Source organism: Paenibacillus solisilvae (assembly GCF_042656405.1).
Classification (GTDB): domain Bacteria; phylum Bacillota; class Bacilli; order Paenibacillales; family Paenibacillaceae; genus Paenibacillus_Z; species Paenibacillus_Z solisilvae.
The window spans coordinates 159,166-177,096 of the sequence record NZ_JBHSOW010000068.1 but is presented as its reverse complement, the minus strand read 5'-3'; the positions used below and the strand labels follow the sequence as shown (position 1 = coordinate 177,096).

Sequence of the window (17,931 nt, the reverse complement as noted above, 5' to 3'; positions counted from 1 at the left end):
TTCTTTTTGGTTTAAAAATACCAAGGGGCAATCCCTCGGTCATCTTCGATGACTTTTGGGACAGCCCCTGGTTGCAATGCTTATTGAAAAATGGACAGGACGATTTTATTTGTGCTGCCGAATGATATGATCTGCCGTGCTTAATTACGCAAATCTGCTTTAGTGACAAAAGGACAGCTCAAAGGCTGTCCTTTTGTCACTAAACTATTCTTTCAAATAAAAGCTGACAAAGGTCTACTAACATGAATAATCAGCAGCTGTCGCGGTACTTGCCCGGTGTAATGCCCTCTACCTTCTTAAATACGCGGATTAATACGAGATCGTTCGCATAGCCGACTTTTTGCGCAATTTGGGCTATCGTTAAATCTTTACTGGAAATGAGTCTTTTCGCTTGATGGATACGGCATTTAGCAATGTAATCGGTGATGTTCTGGCCGCTCGTTTTCTTAAAAAAAGTCGAGACGTACTGTGGCGTCCGGCTGAAATTTTCTGCAATCATGTTAAGTCCCATATAGGGATCGGAGTAATGGTTATCGATAAAAGCGGTCATCTCCTGAAGCAGCTGATCGTTATGGTCGCCACGGTCGGCTTTGAGTGAAAGGGTAAGCGACAGGAACATTTGCTTCATCTGTACATGCATCTCTTCGGCCGTTGCACAGGCTAATATGGCCGTGATGGCTTCGAATTGACCGTCGACCTGCTCTCCGAGCCGTGCTCTTGTTAAGTTAATGAGCTTCAAGTGCGTGCTTGCCAAATCAAATAGTAAGCACCGGGCGAGTCCGGGTGTAATCGGATTAGAAGTAAAATTGACCGCGTACAAATGATTCAACAGCTTACCGACGCTTTCTGCATCTCCGCTTCGGACATAATTCATCAATTGTATTTCTGTCTCCATGGGATAAAAGTAGTTCTGATCTTTGCAGTTTATTTCGTGAAAATAAATAATCGCACTCCCTTTGATCATCTTATACTCAATAGCCGCAAGCGCCTCAACATAAGCGCTCCCGATCCGCTGCCACCCTTCGTGAACGTTGCTGACGGCAAGGGTAATAGCGATTTTGTATTGGTGCTCCACCACCTCCTTGAGTGTACAGACCAGCTTCTCCGTATCGGGCATCGCTTCGTTCAGGCGGGTTTCCTTGAAATTAAGCAGGATGACGAGACGATCGCGGTCGAGTTCAATACAGTATCCGGCATGATGCTCGTGAATCAAATCCGTGCAAATGTTGGAAATGACAAAACGGGTCAACGCCCATTGCCGTTCGGAATGCTCTCTGGAAAAATTCCCAGCCTGATCGACTTGGATCAAAATAACCGCGAATGAACCGGACACAAACTGGATGTTCATAAAATCGAGCGAATGGCTAAAATCTTCCGTGTGATCCACGAGACCCCGTATGAGCCGGGACAAAAAGTTCGCCCGCATGACGGGAGTCTGCTGTTTCAGCATCCCTTGCAAATTTTCCTGTTCAATGAGTACGCTTTCAAAAGATTCCTGGATGTATTCATATTCATTGGATATATGAGATTGCGCAACAGCACGGCCTTTTACGAAAGCCTTAAGCATTTGCTTCACCGGTCTGTAGTTGCGGTAAGCCATCAAATACGATGCCACCAGCCCCCCTGCCAAATAAAGCACGAACAGCCAAACGGCGGTTACCTTGACCGAATTGACCTTCTGCATATACAGGTCCCGCGGCATGACGGAAATGTATTTCCAGCCGATTTGTCTGGAGGATGTGTAGGAAACCATCAGATCCTGTCCATTTTTCTTATAGGGGAAAAACCCGGGTTTATCCTGCACTTGTCCAAAAACCTGCTTGCTGAGTGGAACCTGATCCGTTGTCCCGGTCAGCACCTTTTGGTTGGCGTCGATAATGTAAATGTTGCTTCGGTTCGCTGACTCGATTTGCCGGATCATTTCTTTAACCTGCTTTTCATTAATCAGCACTACAAGGCTTCCTTTGACATCTGACATGCCTCGTATTGGAATGAGAGACTGAACATACGTGAGTACTTGAATCGGCTGCCGTTCCAGACTTGCCGTGATAGGCAGTCCTCCGTCCCGGATTAGTGTTTTCGTGGACAAGTATTCCCTATTGTGATAACTCTCCAGCACCTCCTTGCGCCAGGACTCGTAATTCATGTCCTTATAGCTGTAGTAGCTGCTGTAGAATGTTCGGGAATCCGTGCGGACTCCCGGTTTCAGAATGGTATCGCTTCCTTTGAAATAGATGTAGTAATCCTCGATAAACCGCCCGCTGAAGCTTCTATAGCGGTTTAAATAATCCGAAATAAATTCGATGTACTTGTACGATGATTCCTCCGCTAAGTCGTTGTTCAACAACAGATCCATTTTGGGATTCAATGCGATTTGCTGCGACAATTGATCGACTTCTTTCACGCTGCTGTCCATGGACAGCCTGAGCTGCTCCAGCATGGCGAGGTTGGAACGGTTGGCCTGTTCGACCATCGCCTTTTCCACCCGTGAATACAAGACGCCTCCGATTACAACTGGGAACAAAAGAATGCAAATGTAAGAAACCAGCAAAGTAATGAATACGCTTCTCCGGCTGCGCTTCTTTAACCGGAGAAGTTGACTGACATAAGGAATCATAAGGGTCCCTTTCTCCACTTAATATGCTTTCCCCCCACATATTCGTGGAAAACCATCCCATTTCCTTCTATAACCGTGTTTTTACTCCTTAATCGCTCCGATCATGACCCCTTTGACAAAATATTTTTGTAAGAACGGATAGAGACATAAAATCGGCAAGGTGGATACAATGATGGTCGCATATTTGATGGTCTCCCCAATCGGCATTTTATCCCCGGCGGAGGCCCCCGTCATCATCGCGTCTGTGCTGTTTGTAATCAATATTTCCCGCAAAATGAGCTGCAGCGGATATAACTCGCGGTCACGCAAATAGATCAATGCGGAGAAATACGAATTCCAATGTCCGACCGCATACCATAATATCATGACGGCAATGACCGGCATGGACAGCGGAATAACGACTCGGAACAATATGGTCAAGTCGTTCGCCCCGTCGATTTTGGCGGATTCCTCCAGACTAACGGGTACGGCTTGAAAAGCCGTCCGCATGATGATCAAATTAAAGGTACTGATCGCCCCTGGAATAAGCAGCGCCCACGGCGTATTCAACATACCGAGATTGCCGATCAGCAGATAAGAAGGAATTAGGCCTCCGCTGAATACCATCGTGATGACAATCATGAACATGATATGATTTTTAAAATACAAATTTCGGCGCGAGAGCGCATATGCCCCCAGCGAGGTCATGAACAAGTTGATCGCGGTACCTGTCAGCACGTAAAATAGCGTGTTTTGATAGCCTTTGGCAATCATGGGATTATCGAATACCGCTGTGTATGCCGCCAAATTAAATCCGCGCGGTGCGAACAAGAGTCCACGGTGCTGCGCGACCTCTGCCGGATCGCTGAAGGAGGCAAAGAGGACATAAAGAAACGGATAAAGCGTTATAAAGCAAAGCAGCAGCATGAGTATCACGTTAAATATGTCAAAGCTCTTCTCGCCTAAACTCCTTTTAATCATTAGTTCCCTCCTTTACCAGAGCTTATTATCGCTCACACGTTTACTGACGGTATTCGAGATGATAATCAGTGCAAAGCTTATGATTGAATTAAAGAGACCTACAGCAGCGGTATACCCGTAATTGGCCTCCAGAATCCCTTTCCGGTAAACGAATGTCGAGATGACGTCCCCGGTTTCATAGGTCTGGGGGTTGTACATGAGCAGGACCTTCTCGCTGCCGACGCTCATCATGGACCCCACGTTCAAGATCAGTAAAATTACGATCGTCGGCATAATGCCGGGGATGGTTATGTGCATGACCTGCTTCAAACGGCCTGCCCCATCGATTTTGGCGGCTTCGTAGAGAGTTGGGTCGATATTGGAGATGGCGGCCAAATAAATGATGGATCCCCAGCCTACACCCTGCCAGATGCCCGATGAAACATATAAGAAACGAAACCATCCGGGCTCACGGAAAAAAGCGATTGAATCCAGGCCCAGTAACCCCAGTACCTGATTGATGAGCCCGTCACGGGCCAAAAAATCAACCATCATCCCGACCACGACAACGATCGATATGAAATGAGGCAAATAAGAGATCGTTTGTACGGAGCGCTTGAATAAGGTGCTGCGAATTTCATTGAGCAGAAGGGCCATCAAGACAGCGGCCGGAAAACCGAACAACAGCTCATAAATATTAATGAGGATCGTATTACAGACAAGACGCCCGAAATAATAACTGCTGAAAAACTCCTGAAAGTGACGGAACCCGATCCAGGAGCTGCCGGCAATCCCTTGTCCCGGACTGAAATCTTTGAAGGCGATTTGTAAGCCGTACATGGGACCATAATGGAAGATGATGTAATAAGCGACGACGGGCAATACCATCAGATAGATCAGTTTGTTAGCCTTTAGATCCTTCCGTATGGTGCGCCAGGCACTATCCTTTTTCTCTACAGCGGTTTTGCGTACCGCAAGCTCCGTTTGCGTGACGGACATGAACATTCACTTCCTCTCGATCGCTTCCGATGATTCCCCAAACTTCCACCTCCGGAGACTCGTACGGCCGATTATTTACGGTTGTTGTATCTTTCCAGGGCGGCCTGCTGGATTTTCAAAGCTTCATCGAGGCCCATACTCTGTATGGTTTGGACATAATTATCGAAGCTGTCGATCGGTTCGGCTCCCATGACGAATTTGTTGAACATTTCGTCCTTATATGTATTGATGTCCGCCATAATGGATGCGAACCGGCTGCTTTCATCTTTGGTCGGGGTTACGAGCGGCATCTTCTTCTCGTTGCTCGGTTCGGACCATACCTTAACCGCATCTTTCTGCTGTGGCAGCGCTAAATATTGTTCCAAATAACGCTTGTCCTGAACGAACGGACCGTCCCAGGACGCCCTGTTATGGCGGGCCATAGCTTGCTGAACCGGCAGCCCGTTAGCGTTTTTCGAGATGTCATCCGTCCATTTGGGATAGCCATCAACGAGATTGTAGCTTTTGCCTTCCGTTCCGAAGTTGAACAGCATGTGACCTTCTTCGGAATAGCCATAATCGAGCCATTTCACCGTTTCGATCGGGTTCTTGTTGCTGGTTGTAATTGCCGCTCCTCTGCCGTTGAACGCAAAATCGAGCTGCCCGAGCTCCGGCTTATCGCCCGGATTCAACACGGGATACGGTACGCCCGCCAGCTTGAAGTTCGGATCTTTATCCTTCATCAAGTTGGAATATTTTCCGATCCCGCCACCAACAAGGAGTACGGCAGATCCGACTTGATTTCCAGTAATTTTGGCATCGTACAGCTTGTCATCCGTTGCTGCATAATCACGGTCCAGCAGGCCTTCTTTGTACCATTTGTTCATCGTCATCAGGAATTCCTTGAATTCAGGCTGAACCGGACCGAACTTGACTGTCCCCTTGTCTTGGTAGAAGCCGTTGGTAATGCCATAAGCGCCAATGAATGCGTGTGTTCCGAGTTCTGCAACCCGCAGCAGCAGAGGAATTTCATCCGGCTTGCCATTGCCGTTCGGATCCTTTTCTTTAAACGCTTTCAAAACGTTGTACCATTCGTCGATCGTCGTTGGCGTTTTCAGTCCGAGCTTATCCATCCAATCCTGCCGGACTGCGGGTCCCATGAACACCTGCAGCTCTTTACCGTCCCGAATAAATGGGAATGATATGATGCTGCCGTCGTCTGTAGTGATTTGCTTGCGCCAATCCGGGTGCGAATCGAGCATTTGTTTAAATTTAGGGGCGTATTTATCAATATAATCATTCAATTTAATAATGGTGCCGTCTTTGACCGCCTTCTCCGGACCGCCGGGGAAGCTTGTCGTCCAATGATATTCAATGACATCAGGAAGCTTGCCCGAAGTAATCATTAAGTTAAACTGCTCTGCATCCTGTCCTTGAGGCGGATGCTGGAAGTCGACTTTGACTCCGGTTTTTTGTTCCAGTCCTTTATAGAGTTCCATTTCGTTATAGCTTTTCATAGTTGCGGACGCTTGACCGGCCATGCCTGTCCAATATGTCAGGCTGGTCAGCTTTGGAACCTCTGCCGGATCGGTATTTGCTTCTTGAGCAGGACTGGATGAGTTACAACCGGTTAAAACTGATGTTCCCAGGCACGTAATGAATAGAATACTCGAGACCTGCTTCTTTTTTGTCATTACTATATCTCCTCCTTTGTCTTATCACCCGGAATCAAATCTGGTGTCACATTATCGTAATCGCAAGACTTGGAATAGGCTACAAACGATATTTAATGTCGACCTTTATTTTTATAATTCTGAACATGCTTTTTTTCTTCCGGCCTGTTAAAACTAAAGGTTTAGAGCAAAAACGACCGTTATTTCAGAGCGGATAAGCGTCTTAAGGTCAGCAGCGCTCTGCTTGTGGGTTCTTAGTGAAGTTGAATAAACATCCGGCACGCATTACATCATTTCATAACGGTAACAACGTTTCCATTGCATGGATTTTTATTAGCTGCTTTTCAGCATGACTGTTTCGGCCTTCTTCGGCGCCGGTCCAGAAGGCATGTCTGTGGCTGCACTTTCACACCGGTGAGCGAGCCGATGTTTCGCCAAAAAGACAAGCTCCGCATTAAACCGATTTAGAAAACAAAAATCAGCCCGCCTCATGGTGAGCTGATTTCAATCTAACTTTGACCTTACAAAATTATGCGCTGTCGCTATTGGGATCAATTAGCTTTAAAGTGAGCCAGAAGCTTGGCTGACCAACGACATCAGCTGCCCCGAATCAAACGTATCCCCTACGCAGCTTCAGCGTTTTTCTTTCCGGGGGACCATCGAACATGCCTTCCGGGAGCTCCAGCGCGGCAGCATTGAAGATCGTAAAGCTGACCGCGTCTTTGGATGTCGAGATGACAGCGGCGTATTTGCCGTTTTTCAAAAAATGAGGCTTCTTATACTGAATACGTTCATGCACTTCCGGTATAGCCTGGTGGACAACCTCCCGCAGATTAGCGGACAATTCCCCCTGCCACGGTTCTTTTAACGCTTCAATAAAATCGGTTACGTCCTGATTCATTCTGAATACTCTCCTTTAGGTTCGTCGCGGTTATTTTTTGGATTAGGAGAAATCGACAGCAGATTAAGAAGAATTAGATTTTTTTTAACATGTTGAGTTGATCCTGCAAATCAGCTTCCAATGCCTGTAATCTAGGTTCCCGTAACGAATCCGAATTTTCCTCGAGCCTCCGCAGTTCGATCTCGCATTCGCCGCGGCCCGCCGGAACCGGCATCCGGAGAGCCCAATTCAGAGCCTCGTCCTCCGTCCCCACATCGATCAGGGTATATTCCGCAATGAGCTCTTGATCCGGCGGAAAAGGGCCGGCCTGTACCTCTGGATCTCCGCCATGCGATGGATACGATATCCTTATCCCGGTTGAGCTTGGCTGAAGCTCCTCTGCTGCAAGGAGTGCACCGGCCTTGGACAAAGACTTCTTGTACGCAATCCTAGCATCGCTATGTTCCCGGCTGTGATTGACTCCAGCTTCCGAGTATCCTGTCGCTTTGACAATTAACATAAATCGCATTTTTGTTTCCCTCCTAGTGGGAAGAAGACCTGAGGGCCGTATAGGCTGCCGCAATTCTTCCCTTACTATAACGACGAATGGGAAACGCAGTGATCGACAAAACGGTTGAAAAAAGAATTATTTCGATGTTTCAGACTCACATTCAGCTGCCCGATTCAGTAAAAACACCTGTTCCCGCTCGTTCCGGGTCATGGATGCGGCGCGTTCAAATTCTGTACGGGCTTCATCGAAGCGCCCCAGCTTCACCAAGAGATCGCCGCGAACGCTCGGCAGCAGATGGTATCCCTTTAAGGAAGGTTCAGCACCCAGCTCATCGACAATCTGGAGCCCGAAGGCCGGACCAAACGCCATGGAAATGGCGACCGCCCGGTTTAATTCAACGATCGGCGAAGGCGTTACTCTCGAGAGCGCTTCATAAAGAGCAGCTATTCGAATCCAATCGGTCTCAGCTGCAGTCGGTGCCTGCGCATGGCAAGCAGAAATCGCAGCCTGCAGCGAGTAAGGTCCGAGCGGACGTCCTAGCTTCTGGCTGCGCTCCAGTGCCGTCAAGCCGCGGCGGATCAGCAGTTGATCCCACTGCGCCCGGTTTTGATCCATGAGAAGAACCGGTTCTCCCTTGGCGTTAACTCTGGTTTTAAACCGCGAAGATTGAATCTCCATAAGGGCAACCAGACCGTGAACTTCCGGTTCTTGAGGAGCGATCTCGGCAAGTACGCGTCCCAGTCTCAGCGCCTCCTGACAAAGCAATGGACGGATCCAGTGTTCCCCGGAGGTTGCCGAATATCCTTCATTGAACATTAAATAAACGACCTCAAGCACGGCAGACAGGCGGTCTTTGAGTTCTTCCCCTTCAGGCATTTCGAAAGGTACCTTCTCCGCGTTAAGAGTTCTCTTGGCCCTGACAATTCGCTGGGCAATCGTTGATTCGGCGGCGAGAAAAGAGCGTGCGATTTCATCCGTGGTAAGCCCGCATAGCAGGCGGAGCGTCAGGGCAACCCTGGCATCCTGTGATAACACCGGATGGCAGGTCAAGAAGATCAGACGAAGGAGATCGTCGCCGATCTCCCCGTCCAAAGCATGATCTATATCTTCCTCGGTATACAAATCCGTATTGCGGGCAATCTCTACGTATTTCTGATCGCGCAGCTTGGTCCTGCGCATAAGATCGATCGCACGCCGCTTCGCCGTCGTCATCAGCCAGGCGCCAGGATTGTCCGGAATGCCGGCCTCAGGCCATCGATCCAGGGCAATCACCAGAGCATCCTGGGTAAGGTCCTCTGCTAGACCCACGTCCCGAACCATGCGCGTCAATCCCGCGATAATCTTGGCCGACTCCACTCTCCATATCGCATCAATGGTTCGGTGTGTATGGGACAAGCTCACGCTTTTTTCTGCTCTTCTACCTGTTTGCGGAGTGCGGCTTCTTTGGCCAGCGTTTCGGGATTGTCCATTAAATCCTCCATCTCGAACACCTGTCTGAGTTCGATTTCGCCTTGTCCAAATCCATGGGGATCCGGCATGCGCAAGGCCCATTCAATGGCTTCTTCCCTGGATCTAACCTCGATCAGCGTATAGCCAGCGATCATTTCTTTGGCCTCCGTAAACGGACCATCAATAACCTTCGGTTTGCCTCCGGGTTCCGGATAGGAAATCCGGATTCCGCTTGAGCTGGGCTGCAGTCCATCGGCAGCGAGCAAAACACCGGCTTTCACCAGCTCCTCGTTATACTTCTGCATGGCATCAATAAGCTCCCGGCTCGGCATAGCTCCCGCCTCTGAATCTGTTGTCGCTTTAACAATCATCATAAATCTCATAGTTGTACCCTCCTATTATTGGTGAAGCTTCGTATACCGGTGTAAGACCGTCCAAGTAAATCCGCTTCTATATACATGACGAATCAATCTTGACTGGATCGACAGCCCATATCAATTATTTTCGACTGCAGGAAGTAAGGCTCCTGCAGCTTAGCGATTTCCGTTAAAGAAAGCTGCAAGTTCCGATGAAATTATTTTTTTATGGAGCTTCTTGGTATGGCCGAGTCCCTTTTTACTCATCAGCTGCGCTTTGGGGAGTATGTTTGCAAGTGCTTGGGCACCATGACGCAGTACAGCCGGGCTCTCCGTGCCTTCGAGCACTAGAGTCGGCATCGTGACTGCCCTCCATAATTCGGCAGGCAGCGGCTTCCCGTCCATATATCCATCCAACAAAGCCGCATCGTAGGGTAGCGTGTGTGCAACGGCTAAGAGCTTGGACCACACGCCAGGTATAATGCGCATCAAGCTGACAACGAATGAAGGCGCACCCATGCCCTGGGTCATAAAGTACTTGATGGCCTCGGCCCGGCGATTAGCTGCTATAAGCTCAGTAACGTGCATGACGAAATGATTCGGCGGCCTGCGGTCTGCGGCATTAACCACGAATGGAGGTTCATGCAAGGCCAATTTCGTGATGTTTAACCCCCTCGCTGCTGCCTGCAGGGCAAGAACCGCCCCGGATGACAATCCCCAAACATATGCTGAGCCGCCAGCTTCATTAATCATTGCTTGAAGATCTTCAATCTCGCGCTCTATGGCATATGGCTGTGTGTCTCCGCTATCGCCGCGGCCGCGGCGGTCATAGTTGTAGACCGTGAAGTGCTGGACAACAGATTAGCCAGCTGCACCTGTCCCGGAAATTTCCGGTAGCTGAACGCTCCCGCTACCATTATGAGAGCCGGTCCTTGACCAGCTTTGTCATAGGCGATCTTGGTGCCATCTTTTGAAATTAATTTGTACATGTCTATGTCTCCTTTGCTGCTCAAACAGCTGGTTTAGATATGGCTTCGAGTGGATACATGCACCACTTTATTCCTGCTCGTCGGCTTTCAGGATATCCGGGCCTCTATGAAGACGACGAACCGCTGAAGGCAAAATCGACACATCCGCAAAAAAATGTAATGATTGATTAACTGAATTTGAGGTTTTTGTGGTTCTTGTTACCGTGTTGGTGGGACACCCTGAAAAGACTTTGCTATGCTTGATAGGCTGGTCACATATTCGCCGCATCCCCAGACATTTCCTGCATTAGCAAATTGCGTTCACCAGGATAACTCAGTACATTCCTATCCCTTTCTCCTGCCTCAAAAAAAAGAAACTCACGGCTCCGCCAGAGACCGGAGCAGTAAGCTTCTTGTTTGAATCCTATTAAACCGAATCCGGCCCAAACTTGTAAGGGTGCGCCGTATTGGGCAGCGGCTTCTCGACTACGTAAGAAGGATCGTGCTTTTGCTTTCTTAGTGCCGTAATGACCTCCTTCAATGCAGCCAATAGACCCTGGCGGGCGTCCGGGCAATCCCGTTTCATCTCTTCATGCAGTTTAGGAAGCGCATGATAGGGAACCATCGGGAACATATGATGCTCAATGTGGTAATTCATGTTCCAGTAAAGGAAACGCAGAATCGGATTCATATAGATCGTACGGGTATTAAGCCGGTGATCCAATACGTCCTCATAGAGGCCTAAATGCTGGGTAATACCGAACAGAATAACGACAATCCCGCCGTAAAAGGAAGGTAAAAAGATGTACATTGCAGGCAGGATCGTACCCATTGAAAGGCACGCGGCTGTGACTGCAAATATAATGAACAAATAGATGCGAGCCTCCCGGTATGTCTTACGCCGCTCTGTTGGAGGTATATACTCCTGCTCTATGGAATCGAGCCTGCCGAAACAGTGCAGTACGAACCGTTTGATTTCAATCGGACCTCCATAGAGGTGAAAAATCTGCATGAGTATGATTTTCCATACCGGTGGACGCTCCGTAATGATCTCGGGGTCGCGTCCGACGATAATGGTATCCGTGTGATGACGGGAATGGCTCCAACGCCAGGGTGTCGCTGATCTTAGCACCATGAATGAAGCGATCTGGTAGACAGCCTCGTTCATCCACATCGTCTTGAACGCAGTGCCATGACCGCATTCATGCCACCTGGAATCGCCCGGCGTGGCGTATAGAATACCGTAAGCCAGAAAAGCCGGAATCGCCCACCATGTTCCCCATGATAGATACGCCGTATACCCGACGAGGATAAGAAGAGCGAACCAAATCAGCGTATCCCGAATGGCCGGACCGTTCCTTCTTTTCATGAGCTCTTTCATCCGCTGCCGGGGAATCGGGCTCGCGTACCATTCCGCGGTTGCGAGCCCCCTCTCTTGCGCCCGTCGATTCTCAGGGCCGGTAATGCTGTAATCCCTTTTCTTCAGTGCTTCGGCCATGATGATCTTACCTCCTCCTGCTCATTAGCCGCCAATATTTTTCAATTTCCCATCGAGAAACTGTTTCGCCCGGGGGATGTCTGCTTCATCCAAATGCTCGATAATAATCGGAATATTCGGGTGAAGCTTAGACAAACGCTTTAAATACAAATCATAGTTTAAAATACCGAGGCCGGGAGCGGGCAGCTCGACGGCCCCGGCGCCGCGGAAGGTGTGCGACTCGGACGCGTCGATTGAAGCATGCTTCTCCGATATATCCAGTGCAGGTTTACAGTCCTTGGCATGGGCGATTTTGATTTTGTCGCCGAGAATATTAAAGATGCGGTCGAGTTCCTCGTCAACATGACAGATATTCATGTCTGTGAAATAATTAGTCGGATCCATCAGCAAGCCCAGACCGGGATGAGAGACATCGGAGAACAACCGGGCCAATTGATCCACGGAGCCAATGACGTTATTGACGTAATTCTCGACGAGAAACATGGAACCGTGTTCGTAGGCGAACTTGGCCAAGTCCTCTAATTGCCGGCACACCTCTTCGTATGCTTCCTCCGTGCCGTTCTTCGGATCCCATACCCAATCGCTCTCGGTGTTGTAGGTTCCGGTCTCGCTAATCACATAGGGGGATCCGAGATCTCGCGCGAATTCCAGCAGCTTCTTCAGATTGAAGATGTTCTCTGCGCGTTTGACCGGGTCCGGATGAATGATATTGGTGTATCCGGAGATACAGACGATCGGCAGATTCGCATCTCGGAACGCATCGCGTATCTGGCGGGCGCTGCTGCGGTTTAACGATGCCGGTGATACATCCATGTCTTTGAAGGACAGATCAAGTTGAACGCATGACATACCGTCTTTCTTAATACGTGCAATGCTTTCCGCCAGTGAATAAGGATAATACCCATTAAATATGCCTACTGATATCATGGACGATTCCTCCTTGAAATTGAGGTTTATATACAATTAATTAAGAAAACGCTTCCGAAAATGCGATCGTACGTTGTTCAGCAATCGATCTGTAGCAGGCTTCAACCAATGCCATCGTCACCAGATTGTCTCTGCCCCCTATTTCCGGCTCTGTATTGGTCTCAACGGCGCGCAGCAGCTGTGCCATCGTTCCCTGGAACGCATCTGGAAACCAAACCCCTTCCCATAGTGGGCGGAACCATTCGCTGGGCGATTGTTTGGTTGTGAACTCCAGTGTGCTCGGGGTTCGTTCGGGATAACCCGGCCAGCCGATAGTTCCTTGAGCGAAACCCTCCAGCCCTTCGACTCTCCATTTAATGTAGATATCCTTCTCGGCTCCTTCACCTGGCCAAGCCCATACGTCATCGAGGCTGGTAGCCATGAGCTCACTGCCATATTGAAAGGTGTACTGCGAAATGCCGTCAATATGTTTGAACTTCGTCCGCGGATCACGCCTTGTAACGGCCGTAATGTTCTCCGGGTCGCCGAATAGATAGCGAAAGGCATCAATATGGTGAATGCCCATGTTGAGAATGCCGATTGTCTCATAGTGTCGGAGGAAATCCTGCCAATGTGGAGTTGCCCGCATCTCAATTGTAGCCAGCACGGGTTCTCCAAGGTATCCCCGCTCTAATATCGTCTTCAAAGCACGAATTGACTGGTCGTACCGCATATTGGAATTGACCCCGAGCTTAATGCCGGCTTCCTCGCAGAGGCTGACGATCTCCCGTGCCTCCTGCATGTTCATCGCTAACGGCTTTTGGCATAAGATGCCTTTAATGTGACCGAATTTAACCGCATATCGTACGATTTCGAGCTGCCGGTCCGGCGGTACCGCGATATCCAGTATCTCCACGCGTTCGTCTTGAATCAATTCTTTCGAGGTCCGGTAAACATGGGGAATTCCTCTAAGCTTGGCAACAGCTTCAGCGTTCTCCGGCGTTCTGGAGCTGATGGCAAAAGGGTGAAACCCCGCATCGCGATATGCCACAAGGTGGCAATCCCGCATGATGAAGCCAGAGCCGATGCAGCCGATTCGAAAATCCTTTCGCATGGGCATTGCCGGTTCGACGTTCAGATTTAAATCGATCATTTCCACGAATCCTCCTCTGAATGACTTTAAACGGATTCAATCCAAATACGGGTCGATAGTTCGATGGCTTCTCCCGGTTCTATGCCCCTGGCTCCCGTCCGGTCTTCCCCATAAGGAAGGTTAAACGCGTCCGTCAAGCACGTATAGGGTTCAATGGAATAAGCCGATCCCCAGTCAGGCCGAAACAACACGGCATAAGGAAAGCCTTCTCCAATCTGATAAGCAATGGAGTATCCTTTGCTGCCAATCGTGATGCGGCATGTACGTTCCGCTTCGCTAAATGCAATTAATGAGCAAGCAAGCTGCGGAATATCTTCAAGCGAAGCACCTTCATTCAGAGCGCGGCTGAACGGAGTCGCGGAAGGTAATCCCGTCACGAATGACTGATTCGTGACCGGCCATTCTTCTGTAGCGGGAACGCTTAAGGTCAGTTGTTCTCCCCCAGCGAATGAAATGTGAAAGTAAGGATGAAGTCCGAACGCAAAGGGGGCTGCTTCCTTGCCCTCGTTCGTAATTGTGCTGTGAAAATAAAGCTGCCCCTCATATAGGAGGTACTTCACCGTAAAGACGAGCTCATGCGGGAAGTAAGCGAATACATCAGGATGGTCCGCATATCGGAAACGGCTGATCAAATAAGCCCCTTCCTCCATTGAAGCTCCGAATTCGACGACCTCCCAAGGCTTCGAGCAAAGTTCGCCATGCAGATGATGATCGGGCGGTTCGTTGATCGGCAGCCGGTAGGTTTTGCCTTGGAAGCTGAAGGTTCCTTTCTTAATCCGGTTGGGCGGAAACAGAATCGGCGTCCCGTATTTGAAAGCAGCCATTGGCTCGCTGTTCAAGGTAAGCAAGCTTTCCGGAGACATGAGGATTTGATGGCCCATCCAGTAGAAGCGGTACAGATTATTGCCTATTTCCGGGATGATCTCTACGGTTGACTGACTTTGAGAGTCGCTTAACTCATAGATCTGAAAACTCGTCTTCATTATAGGTTTCGCTGCATAAGGGTTCATGGCACTCCGCCTTTTTTGAGATTAGCTGCCTATCTGAATCCAAACCTTCCCGCCCTCGATCTTCACGGGATAAGTGCGTAAATCAATGCAGACGGGAGCGCGTTTAGCCTGGCCTGTAGGGATGTCGAATTTGCCGTTATGCTTGGGACATTCAATGATTTGGCCCATGACAAGACCGTTCGACAAATGAATTTTTTCATGGGTACAGAACCCGTCCGTCGCGTAATAATCGCCCTTATCCGTACGATAAATCGCATACGTCCCTTCTTCGTAGTCAAACCGAATAACGTCCTCGACCTCAACCTCGTTTTCAGCGCAGGCTTCAACCCAATTCTGCTGGTTCATAACATTCGCTCCTTCTTCTATGCTGAAAATACAATGCTTCGTTCATTTCGTGCCCGAGCACGAATTAGGATAAAAAATTTTACATACTCTCTGGGATCATAATATTCGTTTCTGTAAAATAGTATTCGATCTCCGGAGGCTTACCCAAAAATCGATGATCGAACAGAATACGAAGCGCCCGGTAACCCTGCATCGACGGATTCTGAACAATAGTGAAGTCGATAATGCCTTCCTTCATGCCACGCTCTGTTTCGGGCAGCAGATCGTTGCATACAACTTTCACCTTTCCCTCCTTTCCATGGCGTTTAATGGCATCTATGCATGCTCCGACATCGCCGGTCGCCATATATATCCCTTCTATGCCTGGTTCTTGGTGCAAAGCTTGATCGATCTGGGAAAAGGTTAACTCGTATTGATCGAAACCTTCGACGACATTCACAATCTCAATATCGCTTCTAGTCTGCTGCAGGTTGTCCTGAAAGCTTTTCACTCTGGAGCGGTGAGCGTGGAAATTCAAACTGCCTGTGACAACAAGCACTTTGGAATCCGCTTTCAAAATCCTGCTTAATAGTCCTGCTGCAATCCGTCCGCTTTTGGGGAGATCTTGGCCGATAAAGCAAACCCGGCTTGAATTCTCCACGTCCGAATTAAAAGTAACAACCGGAACTCCTTGTTTTACTGCCCGGTCGATGCTTGCCCTGGTCAGGTCGTTATCCATCGCTGAAAAAAGAATACCGTCCGCGCCCATCTCTACCAGCTTATCGATGGCAGCGGCGCTTTCCTCCTGCTTGCGGTTGTTCACATATTCGTATTCCAGGCGAATGCCCAAATCTTTCAATTCATCTGCTGCGTTCTGAATGCCGCGTCTGACCTCGTCAAAAAAGCTGATCTCCCGCGGCGGCATCACTACGCCAAATAGAATGGGCTTTTTGCTGTAAGCCAAAGCTTTTGCGGCAACGTTAGGAGAATAATCCATCTCTTTGGCAATCGCCAGAACCCGCTCTCTTACTTCCGGCTTAACGCCCGTTCGTCCGTTAAGTACTCTGTCTACCGTGCCTCTGGAGACTCCGGCCTTGTCGGCGATATGCTTAATCGTGATCGTCATTATTTCTCTCCTCAGTTGACACTTCGTGCCCGCGCACATTCCAATTATGAGGGAGATTAGCGATGATTTCAAGAGGTTTTTTTGTCGTTCGCGTTTTTCTTGGGCTGCTTGCAGATCGAGCCTCTGGATGATACGTGCAATGATGCAAACACAGGCTTCTAGTTGAAGTGTGCAAGCCAATAAGGCAGACTTATCGGCTGCGATTTGTCTGCCGAACCGGTCCATGTCAGTACGCAGTTTGTTCCATGCTTAGATCAGTTCTGTCCAACACTTGTTATACGGTCCCAATACATCACTAGACCCGCATGTACTTGGTAATCTCCTTGAATCGCTTGTTTAAAATGTCTGTTGGCCGCGTCCAAAGAACGGATCATTTGTAATCTTGGAATCCACCCAAGCTCTGTATCCGATAAGGTGATCATGGATTTATATCCTTTCAGGAACCAAGCTGACATAAATTCCTCATATCCCTCACCTTGCTGCAAGGCAAGTAAAAAGGTGGCCAAATCGTATACTCTCGGCGCCCAGCGGCAGCACTCAAAATCGATAATTCCGGCTACACTGTCTTGATGTGCTAATAGATTAGCAGGCGCATAATCTCCATGGCACGAAAGATGAGGCAGGGAAATATAAGGCTCCTCGGTCATTTGCTTACTGATCTTTTGCATCCGAGATAATAGGTTTTCTACAGCATCCCAAATACCGGGGTACTCGGATACCGTTTCTTCATTCAAGATGGTTCTTAGATCTTCAATATCTACCGCATGAAGACTGAAGGACCTGGATAACGGCTTCATAGGCAATTTACCCGTATACCCCTCGACAGCCAGATGAAATTCAGCTAGAGCCATGCCGGCACTGCGCATCAATTGTTCATTATGTAAATCAAAATTGAGATCAGCGTCAATGAATGGAAATATGCTCAGGTGCGTACCTTTCGGCAGTGTAAAGTGATGCAGCAGCGGAACAACAATATTACTTTTTTCTGATGCCCATTTCAAAACCATTTGTTCAGCCAAAAGTTGGTCTGCCTGAATAGAAAATTGCGGCACTCGGAGTCTATACCTGCCAAGACTGGTCGTAAGCAAGTAATTATCATTGCTAAATCCGCCAGACATTCTTGAAAGCGCTTGCGGAGTTCCAACGGGAATTTCTAATGATTCTAGATATGCAAAAGATATTTCCGTTAATGTCACCAGAAAATTCCTCCTAGGATTATAGTTTCGTTAACAAGCGGTCCTTGAAAGTCATTGTATACCAGCTTTATTTCCACCTTCTACAATAACGTCATTCTCATCATCCTACAGCGATCGCGTTTGCACAACTAAAAAAACGCACTTTGCACATGTATATAGCGAGCTGCTACTCGTTCGTTGGTGCTAAAACATACCAACATTAGTTGATTAATCAACTTCAACAATAATAATCTACAGCATGCCAACATTGGAAGTCTTGCCTGTGCAGGATCATAGATTACATAAATTATAATATGTAAACTAATTCTTTAGTTTAACTAAGCGTTTATTAATACGCGCTCCATATT

At 48.5% G+C, this 17,931-nt stretch carries 15 protein-coding genes and 2 pseudogenes; all 17 read right to left on the bottom strand.

The features are described from left to right. Window positions 1-250: 250 nt before the first annotated feature. The 17 genes and pseudogenes from ACFPYJ_RS19165 to ACFPYJ_RS19085 all read right to left on the bottom strand — a co-directional run bounded on the left by ACFPYJ_RS19165 (window position 251) and on the right by ACFPYJ_RS19085 (window position 17,584). Window positions 251-2,635 carry a helix-turn-helix domain-containing protein gene (locus ACFPYJ_RS19165; protein ID WP_379189787.1) on the bottom strand — a complete coding sequence of 795 codons (2,385 nt, stop codon included), beginning with the start codon at window positions 2,633-2,635 and terminating at the stop codon, window positions 251-253. Window positions 2,636-2,698: 63 nt separating this feature from the next. Further along, the gene (locus ACFPYJ_RS19160; RefSeq protein WP_379189786.1) at window positions 2,699-3,577 is read right to left on the bottom strand and encodes a carbohydrate ABC transporter permease; all 879 of its coding nucleotides are present in this window, start codon (window positions 3,575-3,577) and stop codon (window positions 2,699-2,701) included. A 12-nt stretch (window positions 3,578-3,589) separates the two neighbouring features. Continuing rightward, window positions 3,590-4,555 (bottom strand): ABC transporter permease, encoded by a 966-nt coding sequence (locus ACFPYJ_RS19155; RefSeq protein ID WP_379189784.1) that lies wholly within the window; start codon window positions 4,553-4,555, stop codon window positions 3,590-3,592. 71 nt (window positions 4,556-4,626) lie between these two features. Further along, entirely contained in the window at window positions 4,627-6,228 is a 1,602-nt protein-coding gene (locus ACFPYJ_RS19150; RefSeq protein ID WP_379189782.1) for a type 2 periplasmic-binding domain-containing protein, read from the bottom strand. A 540-nt stretch (window positions 6,229-6,768) separates the two neighbouring features. Continuing rightward, a pseudogene (locus ACFPYJ_RS19145) lies at window positions 6,769-7,108 on the bottom strand (DUF1801 domain-containing protein). A gap of 73 nt (window positions 7,109-7,181) precedes the next feature. Then, window positions 7,182-7,616, bottom strand: coding sequence for a YciI family protein (locus tag ACFPYJ_RS19140; protein WP_379189781.1), 435 nt, complete (start codon window positions 7,614-7,616; stop codon window positions 7,182-7,184). Between the two features lie 117 nt (window positions 7,617-7,733). After that, window positions 7,734-8,999 (bottom strand): RNA polymerase sigma factor, encoded by a 1,266-nt coding sequence (locus ACFPYJ_RS19135; protein WP_379189779.1) that lies wholly within the window; start codon window positions 8,997-8,999, stop codon window positions 7,734-7,736. Continuing rightward, on the bottom strand, window positions 8,996-9,430 hold the full coding sequence (locus tag ACFPYJ_RS19130; protein WP_379189778.1) for a YciI family protein: 435 nt from the start codon (window positions 9,428-9,430) through the stop codon (window positions 8,996-8,998). Before ACFPYJ_RS19130 ends, ACFPYJ_RS19135 begins: the two co-directional genes overlap by 4 nt. A gap of 150 nt (window positions 9,431-9,580) precedes the next feature. Further along, window positions 9,581-10,192: pseudogene (locus tag ACFPYJ_RS19125) on the bottom strand (alpha/beta fold hydrolase); the annotation flags it as partial. Continuing rightward, window positions 10,183-10,392, bottom strand: a complete 210-nt coding sequence (locus tag ACFPYJ_RS19120; RefSeq protein ID WP_379189777.1) for a hypothetical protein — start codon at window positions 10,390-10,392, stop codon at window positions 10,183-10,185. The pseudogene ACFPYJ_RS19125 and the gene ACFPYJ_RS19120, both read right to left, overlap by 10 nt. 406 nt (window positions 10,393-10,798) lie before the next feature. After that, window positions 10,799-11,869: a fatty acid desaturase family protein gene (locus ACFPYJ_RS19115; RefSeq protein WP_379189776.1), complete on the bottom strand. Its 1,071-nt coding sequence runs from the start codon at window positions 11,867-11,869 to the stop codon at window positions 10,799-10,801. 24 nt (window positions 11,870-11,893) lie between these two features. Beyond that, window positions 11,894-12,796 (bottom strand): sugar phosphate isomerase/epimerase family protein, encoded by a 903-nt coding sequence (locus ACFPYJ_RS19110; RefSeq protein ID WP_379189775.1) that lies wholly within the window; start codon window positions 12,794-12,796, stop codon window positions 11,894-11,896. 40 nt (window positions 12,797-12,836) lie between these two features. After that, a complete protein-coding gene (locus tag ACFPYJ_RS19105; protein WP_379189774.1) occupies window positions 12,837-13,928 on the bottom strand; it encodes a Gfo/Idh/MocA family protein in 1,092 nt (363 codons plus the stop codon). Window positions 13,929-13,954: 26 nt separating this feature from the next. Further along, on the bottom strand, window positions 13,955-14,938 hold the full coding sequence (locus tag ACFPYJ_RS19100) for an aldose 1-epimerase (protein ID WP_379189773.1): 984 nt from the start codon (window positions 14,936-14,938) through the stop codon (window positions 13,955-13,957). A gap of 21 nt (window positions 14,939-14,959) precedes the next feature. Further along, window positions 14,960-15,283, bottom strand: coding sequence for a MocE family 2Fe-2S type ferredoxin (locus ACFPYJ_RS19095; RefSeq protein ID WP_379189772.1), 324 nt, complete (start codon window positions 15,281-15,283; stop codon window positions 14,960-14,962). 79 nt (window positions 15,284-15,362) lie between these two features. Further along, on the bottom strand, window positions 15,363-16,388 hold the full coding sequence (locus ACFPYJ_RS19090; RefSeq protein ID WP_379189771.1) for a LacI family DNA-binding transcriptional regulator: 1,026 nt from the start codon (window positions 16,386-16,388) through the stop codon (window positions 15,363-15,365). Between the two features lie 254 nt (window positions 16,389-16,642). After that, window positions 16,643-17,584, bottom strand: a complete 942-nt coding sequence (locus ACFPYJ_RS19085; RefSeq protein WP_379189770.1) for a phosphotransferase enzyme family protein — start codon at window positions 17,582-17,584, stop codon at window positions 16,643-16,645. Between the last annotated feature and the right edge of the window lie 347 nt (window positions 17,585-17,931).

Coding starts and splice junctions, on each gene's coding strand:
- ACFPYJ_RS19160 (WP_379189786.1), bottom strand. CDS start 3,577: ATGATTAAAAGGAGTTTAGGCGAGAAGAGCTTTGACATATTTAACGTG.
- ACFPYJ_RS19155 (WP_379189784.1), bottom strand. CDS start 4,555: ATGTCCGTCACGCAAACGGAGCTTGCGGTACGCAAAACCGCTGTAGAG.
- ACFPYJ_RS19150 (WP_379189782.1), bottom strand. CDS start 6,228: ATGACAAAAAAGAAGCAGGTCTCGAGTATTCTATTCATTACGTGCCTG.
- ACFPYJ_RS19140 (WP_379189781.1), bottom strand. CDS start 7,616: ATGCGATTTATGTTAATTGTCAAAGCGACAGGATACTCGGAAGCTGGA.
- ACFPYJ_RS19130 (WP_379189778.1), bottom strand. CDS start 9,430: ATGAGATTTATGATGATTGTTAAAGCGACAACAGATTCAGAGGCGGGA.
- ACFPYJ_RS19120 (WP_379189777.1), bottom strand. CDS start 10,392: ATGTACAAATTAATTTCAAAAGATGGCACCAAGATCGCCTATGACAAA.
- ACFPYJ_RS19115 (WP_379189776.1), bottom strand. CDS start 11,869: ATGGCCGAAGCACTGAAGAAAAGGGATTACAGCATTACCGGCCCTGAG.
- ACFPYJ_RS19110 (WP_379189775.1), bottom strand. CDS start 12,796: ATGATATCAGTAGGCATATTTAATGGGTATTATCCTTATTCACTGGCG.
- ACFPYJ_RS19105 (WP_379189774.1), bottom strand. CDS start 13,928: ATGATCGATTTAAATCTGAACGTCGAACCGGCAATGCCCATGCGAAAG.
- ACFPYJ_RS19100 (WP_379189773.1), bottom strand. CDS start 14,938: ATGAACCCTTATGCAGCGAAACCTATAATGAAGACGAGTTTTCAGATC.
- ACFPYJ_RS19095 (WP_379189772.1), bottom strand. CDS start 15,283: ATGAACCAGCAGAATTGGGTTGAAGCCTGCGCTGAAAACGAGGTTGAG.
- ACFPYJ_RS19090 (WP_379189771.1), bottom strand. CDS start 16,388: ATGACGATCACGATTAAGCATATCGCCGACAAGGCCGGAGTCTCCAGA.